The sequence below is a fragment of the Nocardia barduliensis genome, assembly GCF_013315795.1.
Lineage (GTDB): Bacteria > Actinomycetota > Actinomycetes > Mycobacteriales > Mycobacteriaceae > Nocardia > Nocardia barduliensis.
The window spans coordinates 25,610-45,932 of sequence record NZ_JABLTE010000016.1; the positions used below are offsets into that span (position 1 = coordinate 25,610).

General features: G+C 68.2%; 17 protein-coding genes and 1 riboswitch. Of the genes, 9 read left to right on the forward strand and 8 right to left on the reverse strand.

Features of this window, described 5'->3' with window-relative positions; genetic code table 11:
• Nucleotides 1-18 precede the first annotated feature (18 nt).
• Nucleotides 19-1,503, forward strand: a complete 1,485-nt coding sequence (locus HOV91_RS09620) for an alpha/beta hydrolase (RefSeq protein WP_174185099.1) — start codon at nt 19-21, stop codon at nt 1,501-1,503.
• A gap of 12 nt (nt 1,504-1,515) precedes the next feature.
• Here the strand turns inward: HOV91_RS09620 and HOV91_RS09625 are convergent, their stop codons facing one another.
• Complete coding sequence (locus HOV91_RS09625) at nt 1,516-3,396, reverse strand: ABC transporter ATP-binding protein (protein ID WP_174185100.1); 1,881 nt, start codon at nt 3,394-3,396, stop codon at nt 1,516-1,518.
• 183 nt (nt 3,397-3,579) lie between these two features.
• Between HOV91_RS09625 and HOV91_RS09630 the strand changes: the two genes are divergently transcribed.
• The 5 genes from HOV91_RS09630 to HOV91_RS09650 all read left to right on the forward strand — a co-directional run bounded on the left by HOV91_RS09630 (nt 3,580) and on the right by HOV91_RS09650 (nt 9,036).
• Nucleotides 3,580-6,369 (forward strand): FAD-binding and (Fe-S)-binding domain-containing protein, encoded by a 2,790-nt coding sequence (locus tag HOV91_RS09630; RefSeq protein WP_174185149.1) that lies wholly within the window; start codon nt 3,580-3,582, stop codon nt 6,367-6,369.
• Nucleotides 6,370-6,717: 348 nt separating this feature from the next.
• A complete protein-coding gene (locus HOV91_RS09635) occupies nt 6,718-7,659 on the forward strand; it encodes a DNA-3-methyladenine glycosylase family protein (RefSeq protein ID WP_217440032.1) in 942 nt (313 codons plus the stop codon).
• 311 nt (nt 7,660-7,970) lie between these two features.
• Nucleotides 7,971-8,333, forward strand: coding sequence for a DUF1616 domain-containing protein (locus tag HOV91_RS09640; RefSeq protein WP_246349950.1), 363 nt, complete (start codon nt 7,971-7,973; stop codon nt 8,331-8,333).
• A gap of 200 nt (nt 8,334-8,533) precedes the next feature.
• Nucleotides 8,534-8,758 (forward strand): DUF397 domain-containing protein, encoded by a 225-nt coding sequence (locus HOV91_RS09645; protein ID WP_051047084.1) that lies wholly within the window; start codon nt 8,534-8,536, stop codon nt 8,756-8,758.
• Between the two features lie 80 nt (nt 8,759-8,838).
• Complete coding sequence (locus HOV91_RS09650) at nt 8,839-9,036, forward strand: hypothetical protein (protein ID WP_174185102.1); 198 nt, start codon at nt 8,839-8,841, stop codon at nt 9,034-9,036.
• 48 nt (nt 9,037-9,084) lie between these two features.
• On the opposite strand, the gene HOV91_RS09655 is transcribed toward HOV91_RS09650, so the two are convergent.
• From HOV91_RS09655 to HOV91_RS09685, 7 genes are all read right to left on the reverse strand, one after another.
• A complete protein-coding gene (locus HOV91_RS09655) occupies nt 9,085-9,831 on the reverse strand; it encodes a succinate dehydrogenase/fumarate reductase iron-sulfur subunit (RefSeq protein ID WP_174185103.1) in 747 nt (248 codons plus the stop codon).
• 2 nt (nt 9,832-9,833) lie between these two features.
• Nucleotides 9,834-11,774 (reverse strand): fumarate reductase/succinate dehydrogenase flavoprotein subunit, encoded by a 1,941-nt coding sequence (locus tag HOV91_RS09660; protein ID WP_174185104.1) that lies wholly within the window; start codon nt 11,772-11,774, stop codon nt 9,834-9,836.
• A gap of 25 nt (nt 11,775-11,799) precedes the next feature.
• Complete coding sequence (gene sdhC / locus HOV91_RS09665; protein ID WP_174185105.1) at nt 11,800-12,630, reverse strand: succinate dehydrogenase subunit SdhC; 831 nt, start codon at nt 12,628-12,630, stop codon at nt 11,800-11,802.
• Between the two features lie 730 nt (nt 12,631-13,360).
• Entirely contained in the window at nt 13,361-13,648 is a 288-nt protein-coding gene (locus HOV91_RS09670) for an Rv0250c family protein (RefSeq protein ID WP_174185106.1), read from the reverse strand.
• A 188-nt stretch (nt 13,649-13,836) separates the two neighbouring features.
• Nucleotides 13,837-14,799: an alpha/beta fold hydrolase gene (locus tag HOV91_RS09675; protein WP_174185107.1), complete on the reverse strand. Its 963-nt coding sequence runs from the start codon at nt 14,797-14,799 to the stop codon at nt 13,837-13,839.
• Between the two features lie 310 nt (nt 14,800-15,109).
• Complete coding sequence (locus tag HOV91_RS09680; RefSeq protein WP_174185108.1) at nt 15,110-17,059, reverse strand: acyl-CoA dehydrogenase family protein; 1,950 nt, start codon at nt 17,057-17,059, stop codon at nt 15,110-15,112.
• A gap of 156 nt (nt 17,060-17,215) precedes the next feature.
• Nucleotides 17,216-18,397: an ATP-binding protein gene (locus HOV91_RS09685; RefSeq protein ID WP_174185109.1), complete on the reverse strand. Its 1,182-nt coding sequence runs from the start codon at nt 18,395-18,397 to the stop codon at nt 17,216-17,218.
• 165 nt (nt 18,398-18,562) lie between these two features.
• Between HOV91_RS09685 and HOV91_RS09690 the strand changes: the two genes are divergently transcribed.
• From HOV91_RS09690 to HOV91_RS09700, 3 genes are all read left to right on the forward strand, one after another.
• A complete protein-coding gene (locus HOV91_RS09690) occupies nt 18,563-18,820 on the forward strand; it encodes a hypothetical protein (protein WP_174185110.1) in 258 nt (85 codons plus the stop codon).
• 221 nt (nt 18,821-19,041) lie between these two features.
• Nucleotides 19,042-19,210, forward strand: a riboswitch (cyclic di-AMP (ydaO/yuaA leader).
• Between the two features lie 78 nt (nt 19,211-19,288).
• Nucleotides 19,289-19,885: a C40 family peptidase gene (locus HOV91_RS09695; RefSeq protein WP_174185111.1), complete on the forward strand. Its 597-nt coding sequence runs from the start codon at nt 19,289-19,291 to the stop codon at nt 19,883-19,885.
• Nucleotides 19,886-19,888: 3 nt separating this feature from the next.
• A complete protein-coding gene (locus tag HOV91_RS09700; protein WP_312884537.1) occupies nt 19,889-20,293 on the forward strand; it encodes an RNA-binding S4 domain-containing protein in 405 nt (134 codons plus the stop codon).
• Nucleotides 20,294-20,323: the final 30 nt, after the last annotated feature.

Below are 20,323 nucleotides of genomic sequence, written 5' to 3' on the forward strand. Positions count from 1 at the left end.
TGGCGTTCGATTTCGGTCATGGCGGTATCCGTGCTGCTGGCGGCGCCCGCCTACAGCGGTGCCGAGCCGGTGCGGGACGGCTACCCGGCCGGCTTGGACCGGTTCTATCGCCAGCAGCTCGAGTGGAAGCCGTGCGGTGTCGAGAATCTGGACAAGGCAGGCGGCGAGTGCGCCGACGTCCTGGTGCCGCTGGACTACGCGCATCCCGGCGATCGCACCATCACCGTCGCGATATCCCGGGTGAAAGCCGGCGATCCGGCCCGGCGGCGGGGAGTCCTGCTGTCGAATCCGGGCGGTCCCGGCGGGCCGGGACTGGACAGTGTGGACCTGCTCGGGGACGTGCTGGCACCGGACGTGCTTGCCGGTCACGACCTGATCGGGATGGACCCGCGCGGGGTCGGTGAGTCCGGCCGGACGCCGCGGTGCGGGTGGCCGGTCGGCGAGATGGTCCGGTCGGCGGGCCTGGATCCGCTGGGGTTCGCGCACGACACCGTTCAGTCCGCGGGCATGGCCGCGAGCTGCGTCGTTCGTGATCCGATCATGCTGCGGCAGCTGACCACCCGGAACACGGCGCGCGACATCGACATCGTGCGGGCCGCGTTGGGCGAGCAGAAGATCAACTTCTACGGCTTGTCCTACGGTACCTACCTCGGGGCGGTGTTCACCCAGATGTTCCCCGAGCGCACCGATCGGATCGTGCTCGACAGCGCGATCGACCCGGACCGCTACTGGACGGGCTTGGTCCAGGATTGGGGCCCCGCCGACGAGATCGCGCTGGACGATTGGGCAGTGTGGGTCGCGGCCCGCGACGACGAGTTCCGGCTCGGCGCGACGCCGCGGCAGGTACGCGCGACGGTGGAGGATCTGGTTCGCGTCGTCGCTCGTCAACCGGTCGTCATCGACGGGTTCGCGATCGACGACCATTGGTTTCCGTTCATCCTGCACGCCTTGCTGACGAACTTCCGGCTGAACGAGGCGTTGGCCGCGACAGTGCGTGAGATCGCCGATGACGCGGGCGGCCCGCCGACGACCTCCCGCACGCCCCGGCTGCGCGCCATCGTGCAGGCGCTGCGGGACAACGAGAACTCCGTGCTGGCGCAGATCGCCTGCGGTGACGTCGGCGCACCGATCGATCCCACCTGGTACTGGCGCAACATCGAACAGACCAGGGCCACGCAACCGGTGTTCGGCGCGCTGGCGGGCAACATCCAGCCCTGCGCCTTCTGGCCTCGACCGGTCGAAGCGCCCACCGTGGTCCGCAACGCGGTGCCGGCCCTCATCGTGCAGGCGACCGGAGATCCGCGCACGCCGTACGCCCATGCCGTGCGCCTGCACCAGTATCTGTCCGAGTCGCGCATGGTCACCCTGCAAGACGTCCGCATCCACATGACATTCCGGCCCGAGTTGAGCAGCTGCGTGAACAACGCGATCAACGCCTACCTCGGCGCGGGAGCGCTGCCGGACACCGACACCACGTGCACCGCGGACCTGACGGCGAGCTAGCCGGACGGCCGTTCAAGCCGCCGCGGTGACCGGCTCCTCGGCGAACTGGGTGCGGTACAGCTCCGCGTAGCGACCGTCGGCGGCCAGCAGCTGGGTGTGGGTACCGCGCTCCACGATGCGGCCCTGCTCCAGCACGAGGATCTGGTCGGCCGCGCGGATGGTGGACAGCCGGTGTGCGATCACCAGCGCGGTCCGGCCTTCCAGCGCCTCGCCCAGCGCCTCCTGCACGGCGGCCTCCGAAGTCGAGTCCAGCGAGGCGGTCGCCTCGTCCAGGATCACCACGCGCGGTTGCTTGAGCAGCAGGCGCGCGATGGTCAGACGCTGGCGCTCACCGCCGGAGAGCCGGTAGCCGCGCTCGCCGACCACGGTCTCCAGTCCGTCGGGCAACGACGCGACCAGCTCGCGCAGCCGGGCGCGCTCCAGCGCGTCCCAGAGCTCGTCCTCGGTGGCCTCCGGCCGGGCGAGCAGCAGATTGGCCCGGATGGTGTCGTGGAACAGGTGCCCGTCCTGGGTGACGAGTCCGACCGTTTCGCGGATCGAGCTGGTGGTCAGTTCGCGCACGTCGGCGCCGTTCAACCGGACCGAGCCCCCGTCGACGTCGTAGAGCCGGGAGACCAGCTGGGCGATGGTCGACTTGCCCGCGCCGGACGAGCCGACCAACGCGATCAGCTGGCCGGGCTCCGCGCGCAGCGACACGTCGTGCAGCACCTCCACCCCGCCGCGCGTGTCCAGGTTCGCCACCTCCTCCAGCGAGGCCAGTGACACCTTGTCGGCCGAGGGGTAGCCGAAGCTCACCCCGTCCAGCTCCAGCGCGACCGGGCCCGCCGGAACGGGACGCGCGTCCGGCGTGTCCTCGATCAGTGGTTTCAGATCGAGCACTTCGAAGACCCGCTCGAAGCTCACCAGCGCGGCCATGATCTCCATCCGGGCGCTGGCCAGCGCGGTCAGCGGGGTGTAGAGCCTGGTCAGCAGCAACGACAGCGCCACGACCGCGCCCGCGTCCAGCTGCCCGCGCAGCGCGTACCAGCCGCCGAGCCCGTACACCAGCGCGATCGCCAGCGCGGACACCAGCGTGAGCGAGGTGACGAAGACGGTCTGCAACATCGCGGTGCGCACACCGATGTCGCGCACCCGCCGCGCCCGCAGGGCGAATTCGCCGGACTCCTGCTCCGGACGGCCGAAGAGCTTGACCAGCGTCGCGCCCGGCGCGGAGAACCGCTCGGTCATCTGCGTGCTCATCGCCGCGTTCAACCGGGCCGCTTCCCGCTGCATGTCGGCCAGCCGGTTGCCCATCCGGCGTGCCGGGATCACGAAGACCGGGAGCAGCACGAGTGCGAGCAAGGTGATCTGCCACGAAATGCTGACCATCACGCCGAGGGTGAGCACGAGGGTCACCAGGTTGGCCACCACGCCGGACAGCGTGTCGCTGAACGCGCGCTGGGCGCCGATGACGTCGTTGTTCAAGCGGCTGACCAGGGCACCGGTCCTGGTCCGGGTGAAGAACGCGACCGGCATCTTCTGCACGTGGTCGAACACGGCGGTGCGCAGATCGAGGATGAGCCCTTCGCCGATCCGCGCCGACATCCATCTGGTCGCCAGCCCGAGCCCCGCGTCGAACACCGCGAGCAGGCCGATCACGAGCGCGAGGAGGACGACCACGCGTGGCGCGGCGCCGCCGACGATGTCGTTGACCACCCGGCCCGCCAACACCGGCGTCGCCACGGCGAGCACCGCGGACACGACGCTGAACAGCAGGAACGCGCTGATCCTCCGGCGGTGCGGCCCGGCGAACCGGATGATGCGCTTGGCGGTGGCGAGGCGGAACGGCCGTTGTTCCCGCGGCGCGTTCGCCCGCCGGTACATCTGACTCCACGCCACGGATTCGATGCTCACGTTGTTCTCCCTCTCGCTGCCCACCCCATCAAAGACCTGGCCACCGACACTAAGACCTGAACAATGGTTGAGATCAAGTCGATTCCGGCCACCCGCTGGTTTCGCCGACGGCGAAACCGGCCGCTGTCCGCTCCGCCGTTGCCGCGAACCCCCACCTAGGCTTACGAGGTGACCGAGAACCGGATGGCGGCACTGCGGGGCAGTATCGCGGGCGAGGTCGACACGTCCGACCGGCGTCGTGCCGAATACGCCTCGGACGCGTCGAACTATCGGGTTCTCCCGGCCGCGGTCGTCTTCCCCCGAACCGACGAGGACGTGGCGGTCACCCTCGAATTCGCCCGCGGCCATGGGTTGCCGGTCACCGCCCGTGGCGCGGGAACGTCGGTGGCGGGCAACGCGATCGGCTCCGGGCTGGTGCTCGACTTCAGCAGGCACATGAACCGGATCGTGGCGATCGATCCGGCCGAGCGGGTCGCGACCGTGCAGCCCGGGGTGGTGCTGGCGCGATTGCAGCGTGCGGCTCGTCCGCACGGCCTGCGCTTCGGACCGGACCCATCGACGCAGAATCGCTGCACGCTCGGCGGCATGATCGGCAACAACGCCTGCGGACCGCGCGCCGTCGCGTGGGGCCGCACCTCCGACACCGTGCGCGCGTTGCGCATCCTCGACGGCACCGGCGTGGAACGCACGCTGGCCGCCGACCTGTCCTCGGTCCCGGGCCTGGCGGAATTCAGCCGGGCGAACCTCGCGGTGCTGCGCACCGATCTCGGGCGCTTCGATCGGCAGGCCTCCGGTTACGGCTTGGAACACCTGCTGCCCGAACGCGGCGCCTCGGCGGCGAAGGCGTTCGTCGGCAGCGAGGGCACCTGCGGCCTGCTGCTGGACGCGACGGTCGAACTGGTCGGATTACCCGCGGCCACCGTGCTGACGGTGCTCGGCTATCCGGACATCGCCACCGCGGCCGACGACGTCGCCGCCGTGCTCGCCTGCGCGCCGATCGCGGTGGAGGGCATCGACGCGCGGCTGGTCGACGTGGTCCGCGCGCACCGGGGACTGGTGCCCGACCTGCCGCGCGGTGGCGGTTGGCTCTTCGTGGAGACGGCGGGCGCGACCCCGGCCGACGCGCTGGCCGTCGCGCAGCGACTGTGCCGGAGGGCAGGCGCGATGGACACCCGGATCGTCACCGATCCCGGCGCCGCCGCCGCGCTCTGGCGCATCCGGGCCGACGGCGCCGGGCTGGCGGGCCGCACGCCCGACGGGCAGCCCGCATGGCCGGGCTGGGAGGACGCGGCGGTCCCGCCCGAGCGGCTCGGCGCCTACCTGCGCGATTTCGCCGCGCTGACCCGCGACCACGGCGTCGACGGGCTGCTGTACGGGCACATCGGCGACGGCTGCATCCACGTCCGCCTCGATCTCCCGATCGCCGACGCGCCGCGCCGCTTCCGCGCTTTCCTCGTCGACGCCGCGGAATTGGTCGTCCGGCACGGCGGTTCGCTCTCCGGCGAACACGGTGACGGCCGAGCCCGCTCGGAACTGCTCTCGGTGATGTACTCCCCCGCGGTGCTCGACGTCTTCGCCGGGTACAAGGCGCTGTTCGATCCCGGTGACGTCCTGAACCCGGGCGTGCTCGTCGCACCGCGCCCGATCGACGCCGATCTCCGGCTGGCCGGACTGCCGCGCGTGCGGCCGTCGAACGGCTACGCGTTCGGGGAAGACGGCGGCGATGTGGGCATCGCGGTCCATCGCTGTGTCGGCGTGGGGAAATGCCGCGCCGACGGCGGGTTCATGTGCCCGTCCTACCTGGCCACCCAGGACGAGAAGGACAGCACGCGCGGGCGTGCGCGGATTCTGCAGGAGGTGGTGCGCGGCGCGCTGCCCTGGTCGTCGACGGCCGTGGCCGAGTCGCTCGACCTGTGCCTGTCCTGCCGGGCGTGCCGGTCGGACTGCCCGGCGGGCGTGGACATGGCCACCTACAAGTCGGAGACGCTGTATCGCCGTTACCGTCATCGGCCGCGGCCGATGGATCACTACTCGCTCGGCTGGCTGCCCCGGTGGCTTTCGGTGGCAGGCCGGATGCCGCGGGTGGTCAACGCGCTGGCCGGACGGGCCGCATTGCGCCGGGTCGGTTTGCGAGCGGCGGGGATGGATCCGCGGCGAGACGCACCGCGCCTGGCCCGGCGCAGTTTTCGCCGGATCTGGCGCGACCTGGACGAAGGCGCTCTGCTGGCGGAGTCGTCCTATGCGCCCGAAGCGCGGGCGGGGGTGGGTGGTTCCGGCGAGGTGATGCTGTGGATCGATACCTTCACAGACGCGTTCGACCCGGAGATCGCGCTGGCGGCGGCCCGGCTGCTGGCCACGCTGGGCTACCGCGTCCGGATCCCCGAGCGCCGCGTCTGCTGCGGGCTCACCTGGATCAGCACCGGACAGCTCGATGGCGCCCGTGCGCGGTTACGGGCGACTTTGACGGCACTGGAAGACCACGTCCGATCGGGCGGCCTGATCGTCGGTTTGGAACCGTCCTGCACCGCGGTCCTGCGTGGCGACCTGACCGAACTGTTGCCGGACGACCCGAGAGCCGCCCCGACCGCCGCCGCGGTGCGCACCCTCGCCGAGTTCCTCGCCGAACAGCCCACCTGGCGCCCACCTACGCGAATCGGGCAATCCGTGGTGGTCCAGCCGCATTGTCACCAGCACGCGATTCTCGGATTCGAGACCGATCGCCAATTATTAGCCAGTATGGGTGTGCGGGTGACGGAAATCACCGGATGCTGCGGTATGGCGGGAAACTTCGGAATGCAGGACGGCCATTACGACATTTCGGTCGCGGTGGCCGAGAACGGCATGCTGCCCGCGCTGCGCGCCGCGGGCGAGGACACGATTCTCCTCGCCGACGGCTTCTCCTGCCGCACCCAGGCCACTGCCCTTGCCGGGCGGCAGGCGCGACATATCGCGCAATTCCTCCTGGGGCGGTGACCCTTTCGCGCGCCCGCGCGGACGCGAGCGGGCGCGCGGCGTGGTTCAGCTACCGAACGGCAGGGTGCCCGGCGGAATCTGGTAACCCGAACTGCCCGCGAAAACCCCACCCCAGGCGTTGAGCAACCAGTTGAGCACATTGGTGATCATCCCAGAACCTCCGTCATGGCTTCTGCCAACTATTTGCCGATCGAAATCGATATCGCCCCGAATCACGCGCTGTTACATCCGATAGCGAGAACTCCGCTTATGCGCGAACGGTATGAAAAGCCTTATGGTGTGGCTCGGATGATAATCCGCGCCACCCGACCGGAGGGGGACGCGCCCCCGCGCGTCGCACCGGGCAGAATGATGCGGGTGCGCAGCGTGACGGTCGAGCCGGCAGCGAGCCGGACCGTGACCACGGATCGTCCGATCGATCTGACGTGCACCGTCGCGCCGCTCGGCCGCGGCGCAGGCGATCCGTGCCACCGAGTGACCGCCGACGGCGCGCACTGGCACGCCTCCCGTTTGCCGACCGGGCCGGTCACCTACCGATTGACGCAGTCCGGCCCGTGCGCGGTGCAGGCGCGTGCCTGGGGGCCGGGCGCGGCGGAATTCCTCGACGGCATCGAGCGTCTGCTCTGTCTGGACGAGGACGTCTCGGCGTTCCTTCCCGATCATCCCAAACTCGCCGACGCCCATCGCCGCTTCCCCGGCCTGCGCATGCTGCGCACCGGTCTGGTCTTCGAAGCCCTGGTGCCCGCCGTGCTGGAGCAGAAAGTGCACACCGTCTCCGCGCGGGCGTCGTGGCGCAAGCTGGTGCGGCGGTTCGGCGAACCCGCTCCGGGCCCCGCGCCGGAGGGAATGCTGCTGCCGCCGGACGCCGACACCTGGCGGCGCATCCCCTCCTGGGTCTACCACCGGGCCAATGTCGGACCGCAGCGCGCGCAGACCATCGTGCGCGCGGCACGGATCGCCGAGTCGTTGGAGCGTGCGGCGCGGGTCGATCCGGCCGAGGCGGCGCGCATGCTGCGCAGCGTCCCCGGTATCGGGGTGTGGACCGCCGCGGAGATCGCGCAGCGGGCTTTCGGCGACGCGGACGCGCTGTCGGTCGGCGATTACCACCTCGCCGCCGCTGTCGGCTGGACCCTGCTCGGCCGTCCGATGGACGACGACGCGATGGTCGAATATCTGGAACCGCTGCGTCCGCACCGCTATCGGGCGATTCGCCTGCTCGAAATCAGCGGCCAATTCCACAAACCGAAGTTCGGCCCGCGCACCCCGCTGACCGACCACAGCTGGCACTGAAGCGTTCACGCACATCCGGCAGCGCAAACATTTTTCCCAGTTTTGCACTGTCTTTATCAGTTTCTCCGGGCGGCGGCAACGCGAAACTAAGGGTAGCGCCATCTCCGTATGCACCTCGGCACGAGCGGGGGCGCAGTCGGATCGCAGGGGCTTTCGGTATGGCGCACCACTAATTGTCGAACTACAACTGCAGGGGGTTGTCGGTGAAGCAGAGGCCACTCGGGGATACACCAGGGTCCAGATGCCAGTTCTATCGGCGCGAATGTGACCTTCCCGCCGTTGTCGACCCACCGGAAATCGGTCGGATCGTGATGCGCGCCGGATCGGTCTGGGCGTTGACCATGCCGAGCAGCCTGGGGCAGGCGGTCAAGGCGCACATGCAGAGCAAGAGCGTTCAACTCGGCCCGATCCTGGCCCACCCGCGTTCGAATCGGTGGACCTTCCTGATCGCGCCGGACCTGCCCGAAAGCGATACGCGCCTGTTCGCGGAGTTGTTCCGGCTGGACGTGTCGGTTTCTCGCACCGGATCGACGATCGCGTTGCCGTCTCCGACGGCGTCGGTCGGCGCCATCCGCCGGTGGATCGTGCCGCCGCGCAATCGGTTTCGCCCGTCCGGCCGTGTGGTGGTCGCGGCTATCCGTGCGTGGGCCGAGCCGGCGCAGCGCCGCCGCTGAGGGCTCGCGATACCGCTGCGTGTTCGGCCGGAATCGTCGTGTCCGGCCGACATCGCAGGCCGGGTTATCCGGCCTCGTTGTTCGCCCGACAGTGCCGTTCAGCGGCGGTACTATCGGGCGCGCGTGAATGCGTCCAGCCGGTGTGCTGGATTCTCGGTCCGTACAGGTCTGCTCCGGCAGACAGCGAAGGAGTCCAATTCGTGAGCATTCAAGGCAACGCGAACATCGACCTGACCGGCGCCACGTGGCGGAAGGCCGGAGAAGGGTCGGGCAACGACAGCGTGGAGGTGGCGCTGCTCGCCGACGGACACGTGGGCCTACGCAACGGGAAGGACCCCGACGGGCCGGTGCTGGTCTTCACCCCCGGAGAGTGGGCCGCTTTCACGGCCGGGGTGCACGACGGTGAGTTCGATCGGCCGCGTTAGGCCCTCGAAGATCACGAAATGACGGATATTCGGCAACGAAAAGATGTTTGCCCCGGCTGAAATGCGGGTAGCTCTTATTCGTGGACCGTGGGCTCAAGAGCTCCCATCCCCGGTACAAGAAATTGCGGCCGGACGATTGGGTGGAATGGCTGATCGTCGCACTGTTGTTCGCGGTGTCGGCGGTCGGAGTCTTCGTCCTCACCAACTCGCTGTGGTCGGCGCTGCTGGTCGGCCTGCTGGTGTGGATCGTCGCCCTCGGTGTAGTGGCAATGCTGTAAGGGTGCGCCGACCGGCCGGGATTCTTCCCGGCCGGTCGTCTCGTCGTCCTAACGACGGAACAGCTTGTTACCCAGCCACACCACGGGGTCGTATTTGCGATCGGCCACGCGTTCCTTCATCGGGATGAGCGCGTTGTCGGTGATCTTGATATGTTCCGGGCAGACCTCGGTGCAGCACTTGGTGATGTTGCACAGGCCGAGCCCCTGCTCGTCCTGGGCGAGTTCGGTCCGATCGCCGACGTCCAGCGGATGCATCTCGAGTTCGGCGATCCGCATCAAATAGCGCGGCCCCGCGAACGCTGTCTTGTTCTCCTCGTGGTCGCGTACCACGTGACAAGTGTTCTGGCACAGGAAGCACTCGATGCATTTGCGGAATTCCTGCGAACGCTCCACATCGATCTGCTTCATCCGGTACTCGCCCGGTTTGAGGTCGGCGGGCGGCGTGAACGACGGTATCTGTCGCGCCTTCTCGTAGTTGAACGACACGTCCGTCACGAGGTCCTTGACCACCGGGAAGGTGCGCATCGGCGTCACGGTGATCACCTCGTCCGCACCGAAAGTGGACATCCGCGTCATGCACAGCAGCCGCGGCCGCCCGTTCACTTCGGCCGAACACGAACCACACTTGCCCGCCTTGCAGTTCCAGCGCACCGCCAGGTCGGGCGCCTGCGTGGCCTGTAACCGGTGGATGATGTCGAGCACCACCTCGCCCTCGTTCACCAGCACGGTGAAATCGTGCAGTTCTCCGCCGTCGAGATCGCCGCGCCATACGCGGAATTTGGCGTCGTAACCCATCGTTACGCCTCTCGCTCCGTCGAATGCCCGGCCGCGGCCGGGTGCCCGGCGAGTTCATCCGGTGTGTAGTACTTTTCGAGCTCGCCGAGATCGAAAAGGGCGAGCAGGTCCGATCGCATCGGTTGTTGTTCCTTGCGCGTCACCGTGACGTCGGGGATCGGCTCCCCGGCCGTGCCCGGGTCTACCGCGCAGACCAGGAGCTTGTTCCGCCAATCCGGATCCATCGACGGGTGGTCGTCCCGGGTGTGCCCGCCGCGGCTCTCGGTCCGCAACAGCGCCGCGTGCGCCACGCATTCGCTGACCAGCAGCATGTTCTGCAGATCGAGCGCGAGATGCCAGCCGGGATTGAACTGGCGATGGCCCTCGACAGTCACGTGACGGAATCGGGCACGCAGCTGCGCGAGCTTGTCGATCGCCTCGCGAACCTCGTGCTCCTTGCGGATGATGCCGACCAGGTCGTTCATCGTCTGCTGCAAATCGGTGTGCAAGGTGTAGGGGTTCTCCCCCTTGCCGTCGGCGGGCGGATCGAACGGCGCTACCGCGGCCGTCGCGGCCTTGGAGACATCGTCCTCCGAGACCGACGGCCGCGAGTTGAGCTGTTCCACATAGGCGGCGGCGCCGAGGCCGGCCCGGCGGCCGAACACCAGCAGGTCCGACAGCGAGTTCCCGCCCAGCCGATTCGACCCGTGCATGCCGCCGGAGCACTCGCCCGCCGCGAACAGGCCGGGCACCGTGGCCGCACCGGTGTCCGGGTCGACCTCCACCCCGCCCATCACGTAGTGACAGGTCGGCCCTACCTCCATCGGCTCCTTGGTGATGTCCACGTCCGCGAGTTCTTTGAACTGATGGTGCATCGAGGGCAGCCGCCGGACGATCTCCTCGGCAGGCATCCGGGAGGCGATGTCCAGGTAGACGCCGCCGTGTTCGGTGCCGCGTCCGGCCTTGACCTCTTCGTTGATCGCGCGGGCGACCTCGTCGCGCGGCAGCAGATCCGGCGTGCGCCGCGCCGAGTCGTTGTCGCGCAGCCATTGATCGGCCTCTTCCTCGGTCTCGGCGTACTGCCCTTTGAAGACCGGCGGAATGTAGTCGAACATGAACCGCTTGCCTTCGGTGTTCTTCAGCACCCCGCCGTCGCCACGAACGCCCTCGGTGACGAGGATGCCCTTCACGCTGGGCGGCCAGACCATACCGGTCGGGTGGAACTGCAGGAACTCCATATTGATCAGCGTCGCGCCCGCGCGCAGCGCCAGCGCGTGCCCGTCGCCGGTGTACTCCCAGGAGTTCGAGGTCACCTTGTAGGACTTGCCGATGCCGCCGGTCGCCAGCACCACCGCCGGGGTCTCGAACAAGATGAAGCGCCCGGATTCACGCCAGTAGCCGAACGCGCCGGAGATGCGATCGCCGTCCTTGAGCAATTCGGTGATGGTGCACTCGGCGAACACCTTGATGCGCTTCTCGTAGTCGCCGGTCTCCGCGAAATCCTCCTGCTGCAGCGAGACGATCTTCTGCTGCATGGTGCGGATGATCTCGAGACCGGTGCGGTCACCGACGTGCGCGAGCCGCGGGTAGGTGTGACCACCGAAATTACGCTGGCTGATGCGGCCGTCCGCGGTGCGGTCGAACAGCGCCCCGTAGGTTTCCAGTTCCCACACCCGGTCCGGCGCCTCTTGAGCATGCAATTCGGCCATGCGCCAGTTGTTGAGGAACTTGCCGCCCCGCATCGTGTCGCGGAAATGAACCTGCCAATTGTCCTTCTCGTTGGCGTTGCCCATCGACGCCGCGCAGCCTCCTTCGGCCATCACGGTGTGAGCTTTGCCGAACAGCGATTTGCAGACCACGGCGACGGACAGGCCGTGTTCCCTGGCTTCGATGACCGCCCGCAACCCGGCGCCGCCCGCTCCGATCACGACGACGTCGTACTTGTGCCGTTCCACTTCTGCCATGCAGAGAAACTCCTCGATTTGGCGGTCAGTCGATGAACCGCAGGTCCGAAATCGTGTTGCTGGCAACCAACATCACGTAGAAGTCGGTCAGCACGAGCGTGCCGAGGGTGGTCCAGGCCAGTGCCATGTGCCGGGTGTTCAGCTTGGAGACCTGAGTCCAGAACCAGTAGCGCACCGGATGCGCGGAGAAGTTCTTCAACCGTCCGCCGGCGATATGCCTGCACGAGTGGCAGGACAGCGTGTACGCCCACAGCAGGATCACGTTGCCGAGCAGCACGATATTGCCGAGGCCGAAACCGAAGCCGCCGGATTTGCCGTGGAACGCGGCGATGGCGTCGTAGGTGTTGATCACCGAGACGACCACGGCCACGTAGAAGAAGTAGCGGTGCGCGTTCTGGATGATCAGCGGCAACTTGGTCTCGCCGGTGTACTTCGCGTGCGGCTCGGCCACGGCGCAGGCGGGCGGGGAGAACCACACCGACCGGTAGTAGGCCTTGCGGTAGTAGTAGCAGGTCAGGCGGAAGCCGAGCAGGAAGGGCAGCACCACGAAGCCGAGGGGCAGAATCGCGGGCAGCTCGCCGAAGGGCGTCCCGAAATGGCTCGAGCCCGGCACGCACGACGTGCTCAGGCACGGCGAGTAGAAGGGCGTCAGATAGTGGTAGTCCGGAACCCAATATGCCGTGCGCACATACGATCTGATCAAGCCGTAGACAAGGAACGCGCCAAGGCCGAGCACCGTGACGAGTGGGGGGATCCACCAACGGTCGGTGCGCAATGTGCGTTCCGAGATTCGGGCCCTTGTTCTGCTGAATACGCCGTTGCCCGCTTCCGGGGCGGCGGTCGGTGCGGCACTCACAGGTGGATGCCTCGCTGATCTTGTGTGCGGGTGGTCATCGTTACCTCCGCAATCGAATGTGATGCTGAGCACCATACGACACGTCCGCTATTGGTCGAACGGGGTCTCGACAAACCCGCGCCGCCGTCAACCGTATGATTTACGCCACATCTGGTGCGCCGCATGATTGCTTACGCCGCGTAGCGGGCCAACCGGACTTTTCGAACTCGATTCGTGCGGAACGAGTTTCGAGTGGTCCCGAGTACGGGGAGGGTCGGGGCTCGAATGGCACATCGAGTGGCCGGACTTCGCAGCGGCGGCAACGGTTGGGCACTGCTCGATGACAGGAACGAAACGAGCTTTGCGCGGCTGTTTGCGGAGGTGGGCCGGTATGCGCTCGGTCCGGGGCGGGTCCATCTCAGCGCCGGTGTGGGCGGCGGGGCTCGGCCCGGTTGCGATGGCCTTCATGGCCGGTCGCACCGCCGTCGGTTGCGATTTTGCCGTCGGGAGCCCGTGCGTCGACGCGACGGCCCATCGCGTGGTTTGCTGCCGAGCTGCCCGCACTCGGGAGAACGCTAGGTCTGAAACTGCTCGTTCTCGGCCGCGGCCGGAGCACCGCCGAGCGGGGTGCAAGTCGGCGGTCGCCGCGGGCTCAGGCCCTCGCGGGGCGGGTCGCCATCACGCGTGTGGCCGACACGGCGAGTCGGACCGGGACGCACCGAATTGGGCGGCGCGTGCCGCCCAACCCGGGTTACTTCGTCCGTGGCCGGGAGTGGAAGCCCAGCCCCTCGTCTTGCGCACCCATCCAGGCGGCCTCGTCGGATTTGCTGTCCGGGACGTAGATGACGTCCTGGGGGCGGCGTCGTACCTCCGGCGGCGGAGACTGCTCGAGTTCGTCGGCGTCGATGACGAGGCGCTCGAGATCGTTCTCCAGCCGGCGCACCGTGCTGGCGTCGCCGAACTGGGTGCGCAGTACGCCGATGGATTGCCGGAGCTGGCCGACCGCGTAGCGTAGGTCCGCAAATTCGCTGCGAGTCATCGATTCCTCCTGATTTCCTGGCGGACATGCCAGCTCGGTGCCGTGACGCGCGGTTGCCCTCTGCCTCGGACCGCGCGACACCGAGCTGTGTGACCCACCACACAACGTGATCTACAACACAGTACCGAAAGAATCCGCTCCTGGCTCGTGCGCGGCCGAAATCCGATAGTGGCGCTCGCTGCCGAAGGTCAGCCAGCGGCCATGTAGTCGGTGTGGGGGCGTACCGTGGCGAAGGCGCGTTCGACGAGCGCCGCGATGGACAGCGCGACCTCTTCGGCCCGCTCCAGCATCACGCTGTGCCCGGCGCCCTCCAGGCGCACCAGTTCGGACCCGGCCAGTTGGGAGGCCAGCGCCACCGAGTGGGCGAACGGCACGATGAGGTCGGCCGAGCCCGCCAGCACCAGCGCGGGGATGGCGCCGAGGCGGTGCAGTGTCGCCGTCTCGTCGAAGGTGATCAGCGAGTGCAGGAAGCCGGCCATGGTCAGCAGGGGCGTATCGCTCAGCATGGCGGTGGCCAGTGCGGCCATCCGCGGATTCATCTTCCTGGCGCCGGAGTTGGCTTCGCGCAGCAGCGGCGCCAGCACGCGGCGGGTCAGTCGCTGGGAACTCCGCATCGCACGCGGAGCGCGGAGGACGGCCGCTTGCAACGAGGTCACCACCCGGCGGTTCAGCAGGCGCGCGAGCCCCACCTCGGTGATCGCGTTGGCCGCCCCCGCGAGCAGCCCGACGCCGGCGATCCGGGTGCCGATGGCCTCCGGGTACAGCCGGGCGTAGGCGAGCACCACCATGGCGCCCATCGAGTGGCCGACCAGGATCACCGGCCCGGTCGGCGCGACCGTCCGCAGCACGGTGTCCAGGTCGTGGCCCAGTTGCTCGATGGTGTAGGTCGAGGGATGCGCCACGCCGGAAGCGCCGTGGCCGCGATGGTCGTAGAACACCATCCTGGTGTCGCTTCGCCACAGCTGCAGCAGGTGTTCACGCAGGTAGGACCAGGATTCGGTGTGCAGGCAGTGGCCGTGGACGAAGACGACGGTGGCGGGGGCATCCGCGGCGCCGAAGACGCGGACCGCGAGGGGAACACCGTCTTCGGTCGACACTGTGACGCGGTGGCCGTCGTAATCGGCGGCGCGGCGGGCGCTGAGCGTGGACATGGCACTCTCCTGGGGCGAGGCGCCCGGCAGGCGCTTCTTGCCCGGTTGTCGAGCTGAATTTCCATATCGTTAACGGCCCACACCTGCCGTTATGCACACGTTGCCCAACTGAGGCTGCCGGTCGATCGCACGGTCGCCAAGGCATTCGTCCGGATAATCTACGGAAGGATAGGCGAATCAATAGAGTGCTTTAGATTTTGCCGATGAGGCACGCACAGGATCCGCCCCGCGCGAGTCGCGAGGCGGATCTGCGGCTTTCTAGGAGAAGTCCGATACTGCCGAATAATGCACTGGTGACGTCCCTCGCCGCTCAGGCTCGGGTGCGCGTCGAGGGCAGGAACGGGCGCAAGAGGTTCTCCTCGGTCGACGGACCCATCTGCCACTCCGCGATCCACGGCCCGGTGCCCTCGCTCGGATCCAGCACCCCGTCCTCCAGCCACTCGTAGCGGCCGTCGAGCACGCCGCGGGTGAGGGTGCGGTCGTCGTCATCGGTGTTCTCCCACAACGCGTCGAACAGCTTGCGCACTCGCAGCCGCGACTGCCTGCAGAAGGTGTCGGCCAGCTCCTCGGCCGCCTTGCTCTCCGGCGCTCCCGCGGCGCGCATCGACTCGGCGCGCATGCAAGCCGCCGACATGGCGAACAGCTCGGCGCCGATGTCGACGATCCGGCCGAGGAAGTTCTGCCGGTATTCCAGCCCCGCCTGCCAGCGGCCCATCGCGTACATCAGCGACCGCGCCTGCTTGCGCGCACTGCGCTCGATGAACCTCAGGTGCCGGGCCAGCACCCCGAATTCGGTGTAGGTCGCCGGCACCGTGCCCGCTCCCACGGCCAGCTGCGGGAACCACTTGGCGTAGAACCCCGTCGCGCCGACCGCCGCCTTCGCCTTGTCCTTGAACTCGGCCTTCCGGTCGACCAGCGCGCCCGCGGCCGCCATGTGGGCGTCGGCCATCTCCCGGGCGATCAGCAGCCGCATGATCTCGCTGGAGCCCTCGAAGATGCGGTTGATCCGCAGGTCGCGTACCAGCTGCTCGGCGGGGACGGCCCGCTCGCCCCGCGCGGCGAGCGACGCGGCCGTCTCGTAACCGCGGCCGCCGCGGATCTGCACGAGTTCGTCGGCGATCTGACAACTCATCTCGCTGGCCCACAGCTTGGCCAGCGCCGCTTCGATCCGGATGTCGTTGCGTCCCTCGTCGGCCATGGTGGCCGACAGGTCGAGTGCCGCTTCGAGCGCGAACGTGGTGGCCGCGATGAACGCGATCTTCTCGCCGACCGCGGCGTGCTCGCCGACGGGCCTGCCCCACTGCACGCGCTGGGTGCTCCACTCCCGCGCGATCTTCAACGACCACTTGGCGGCGGCGGTGCACAGCGCGGGGATGGCGAGCCTGCCCGCGTTCAGCGTGGTGAGCGCGATCTTGAGCCCGTCGCCCTCCCGTCCGATCAGGTTGCGCTTCGGCACCCGGACGTCGTGCATCCGGGTCAGGCCGTTCTCGATGCCGCGCAGGCCCATGAAGGAGTTGCGCCGCTCCACCGTGATGCCCGGCGAATCGGCCTCGACCACGAACGCCGAGATGCCGCCGCGATGCCCCTCGCTCTTGGGCACCCGCGCCATCACCACCAGCAGTTCGGCGACCACGCCGTTGGTCGTCCACAGCTTCACGCCGTTGAGGACGTAGGCTTCGCCGTCTTCGGTGGGGGTCGCGGTGCTGGCCATCCTGGCCGGGTCGGAGCCGACATCGGGCTCGGTGAGCAGGAACGCGCTGACCGCTCCGGCGGCACAGCGCGGCAGGAACTCGGCCTTCTGCTCCTCGGTGCCCGCCAGCTTGAGCGGTTCGGGCACGCCGATGGACTGGTGCGCGGACAGCAGCACGCCGAGACTCGGGTGCGTCGAGCCGACCAGCATCAGCGCGCGGTTGTAGCCGAGCTGGGAAAGGCCCTGGCCGCCATACGATTGCGGGATCTTCAGTCCGAAGCAGCCGAGTTCGGCCAGGCCCTTGACGTACTCCTCCGGGATCCGGCCCTCCGCTTCGATCACCGAGCCGTCCATGGACTCGCACAGTGTCCGCAGCCGGGCCAGGAACGCCTCGGTCCGCTCGCTGTCCTCGGCCCCCGGCTGGGGGTAGGGATGGATCAGATCGAGCCGGAACCGGCCAAGGAACATCTCCTTGGCGAACGAGGGCTTGGCCCAGCTCGTTTCGCGGGACTCCTCGACCAGTGCGCGGGCCTGTTCTTCGGTGGCGTCGACTTTCGCGGCTGTCGCCATGATGTCCTCCCTCGGACGTGAGCAGGATCACATCCGAGTGTAGGAGGGTTTGTTACCCACCGGTAGCCCTGCTGGTCGACAGATATCTACGAATATCTAGTGATCATGGAAGACAGGCGAATACCGAGCAATCGACCGGCCCCGGCCGGGGGGCGGTCAGACCGAGCGCAGATACCGGCCGAAGTGCGGCACGGTGAAGCCGATCGTGCCGCGCTCGGCGGAGTAGATGAGGCCCTTCTTGATCAGGCCGTCGCGAGCGGGTGAGAGCGAGGCCGGTTTGCGGCCGAGTTCGTTGGCCACGGCCGCGGTCGCCACCGGACCGTCGTCGCCGGACAGGTCGGCCATGGCACGCATGTATTCCCGTTCCGCCGGTGTTGCCCGCTCGTAACGGGAGCCGAAGAACCCGACCGCCAGCTCCTCTTCGGCGGCGGGCGAGGCCACTTCGACGTCCTCGGCGGTAATCGGACTCTCCGGCGCCTGATCCCACGTGGCCTTGCCGTACGCCTGCACGAAATACGGGTAGCCATCAGCTTTGCGATACAGCGCGTCCAGCGCTTCGTCGGTGAACTTCACGTCTTCCCGTTGCGCGGGCGCGATCAGCGCTTGGTCCGCCGATTCCCGGTCCAGCCGATCGATGCGATGGTAGCTGAATAGTCGCTCGGAGTAGCTCTTCGAGGCGGACAGCACCGCGGGCAGATGCGGAAGACCCGCGCCGACCACGATCAGCGGCGCGGCGTCCTGGCTCAGTTCGTGGCACGCGCCGCAGATCGCGGAGATGTCCGCCGGTCCGAGATCCTGCATTTCGTCGATGAAAATCGCGATGCCGACGCCGATGTCGCCGGCCAGCGCCGCCGCCTCGACCAGCAGTTCCACCAGATCGATCTCGATGTCGCCGGAATCGGCCCGTCCGCTCACCGCCGGGACGTCGATGCCGGGTTGCCAGCGTTCCCGCATGCCCTTGTCCGCGGTGGCGCGCAACGCGAAAGCCTTGAGGATGCCGAGGAAATCGTCCACCCGTTCCGGATTCCGGTGCGAGGTGGCGATCGCCCGCGCCGCCATGTGCAGCGCCGAGGACAGTGGGCGGCGCAATTCCTGGTCCGGCCGCGCTTCGATCTTGCCGGTGCCCCAGCCGCGCGATATCGCGGCCGAGCGAAGCTGGTTGAGCAGCACGGTCTTTCCCACTCCGCGCAGACCGGTGAGCACGACGCTGCGTTCCGGTCGGCCGCGCGCGACGCGTTCGAGCACTATGTCGAAGGCCGTGAGTTGTTTGTCGCGCCCGGCCAATTCGGGTGGGCGCTGTCCCGCGCCAGGGGCATACGGATTGCGCACGGGGTCCATGCCCCGACACCGTAGCGCGTTCGGTCCGAATAATCTGGGCACGTCTACGGCGTGTCCTAGAGAGCCTTAGCGGACGGTATTGCACTATGGCTCTCGCCGCTGGTCGTCACGTCTGCGGCGGTTCGCCAGAATGGTCGCGCGTCTATCGCGCGGGAACGGAGGGGCATGTCCGACGAACCGACTTCCGCCAGCATCGCCGAAGTGGTCGGGTCCTGGAACGTTCCGGCCGGCGCCACGGTGGCCGAGCGCATCCGTTCCAACATCCTCGTTGCGATCGAACGTGGCTACGACGATCCGCAACTGGTAGCCGATCTCGCGGTCGGTCCGCTGGTCATGGCGCTGGGCAGGCTCGAGGTCGAACTGGCCGATGCGCGCCGCAGGATCGATGAGCTCGAACGCGCGGTGCGCGACGCTCGAGCCTGAGCGGCGCGCCGCCATCCCGGCGCGCGATGTCCGTTCGGTGACCTGTCGCCGTGAGACGAGATCGGTTCGTGACCCGCGCCCGCGACCGTTTTCCGCCGATCTTGCGCGGGTTACCCCGGAGCCCGGAAAAGATGCAGCTCTGTGCGCTGGACAACACCGCGTCGGCACCGTAATCTTCTCGTGACTTAGTGGAACCAGTCGCTTCGTAAGAGAAACGGCGCCACGAGTTACCGCCTAAACGGCTGTCGGGGCCAACCGGTCTCGGCTGTCGTGCCGGGGACCCACAGGTTCGTCTGGGGTGAATCCTTGCGGCCATTTCGGCCGCGAGGTAGGGCCGCTCTCCCGGTCCGAACCCGTCAGCTAACCCGGTCGGCGGAAGAGCAGCAAGATCGGAGACGTAGCTCGGTGGGTAAACACAGCTTGCAGCGGGATTCTCGGGTACCGAATTCCGTCAAGGGTGCGATAGTCATGGGTGCGGTGGCCGCGACCGGCGCCATGCCCGCGATTCCGGCCATGGCCGCGACCATCAACGTTCCCGGGGTCGGCAACTTCGACGTTCCGCAGGAATGGGAACAGCCGGTCCAGCAACTCAACCAGCAGATTCAGCAGGCGCTCGCGGCCGCTCCCGCCGCCCCTGCCCCCGGACCGCAAGCGGTCGCTCCCCAGGCACCCAATTTCGCGCCGATGCTGCCGGGCCTGTTCGGCCAGCAGCAGAGCAACACCGCCGGTGAGGTCGCCCTCGACGCCGCCAGGACCAAGGTCGGAGCCCAGTACTCCTGGGGCGCCGCCGGACCGCGCGCTTTCGACTGCTCCGGTCTCGTCCAGTGGGCGTTCCGCCAGGCGGGTGTCGAACTTCCCCGCACCAGCTTCGAGCAGTCGCACGTCGGCGCTCCGGTTGCCTATCACGACCTGCAGCCGGGCGACATCGTCATCACCAACGGCGGCGGTCACGCGGGCATCTACGCCGGCGACAACAAGCTCCTCAATGCGGTGCAGTCGGGTACGCCGGTGTCCTACACGCCGCTGCGCCCCGACATGGTGGTCACCGCACGCCGTATCGTCTGACGAGTGGCCCGCGCCGAATCCGGCATCCAGAACACCCCGACCCAGGCCCGCGTCGATTCGTGGACCTGGGCGGTGCGTCTGTTCAAGACAAGATCCGCTGCCGCGGAGGCGTGTCGCGGTGGGCACGTTCGGGTGAACGGCGCCCCGGCCAAGCCCGCGCAGTCGGTACGCCCCGGTGACGAGGTGCGCATCCGTGCGGGCGGCGTCGAGCGCATCGTCATCGTGGAGCGAATCGTCACCAAGCGTGTGGGCGCGCCGATCGCCGCGCAATGCCTGATCGATCGCAGCCCTCCTCCGCCACCCCGCGAAATCCTGGCCAGCATGCCGCGCCGGGATCGCGGCGCGGGGCGGCCCACCAAACGAGAGCGCCGCGAGACCGATCGCCTCATGGGCCGGGACGAGTCCTGAACCGCCTGCCTCCGGTTCGCGTCGCACGAA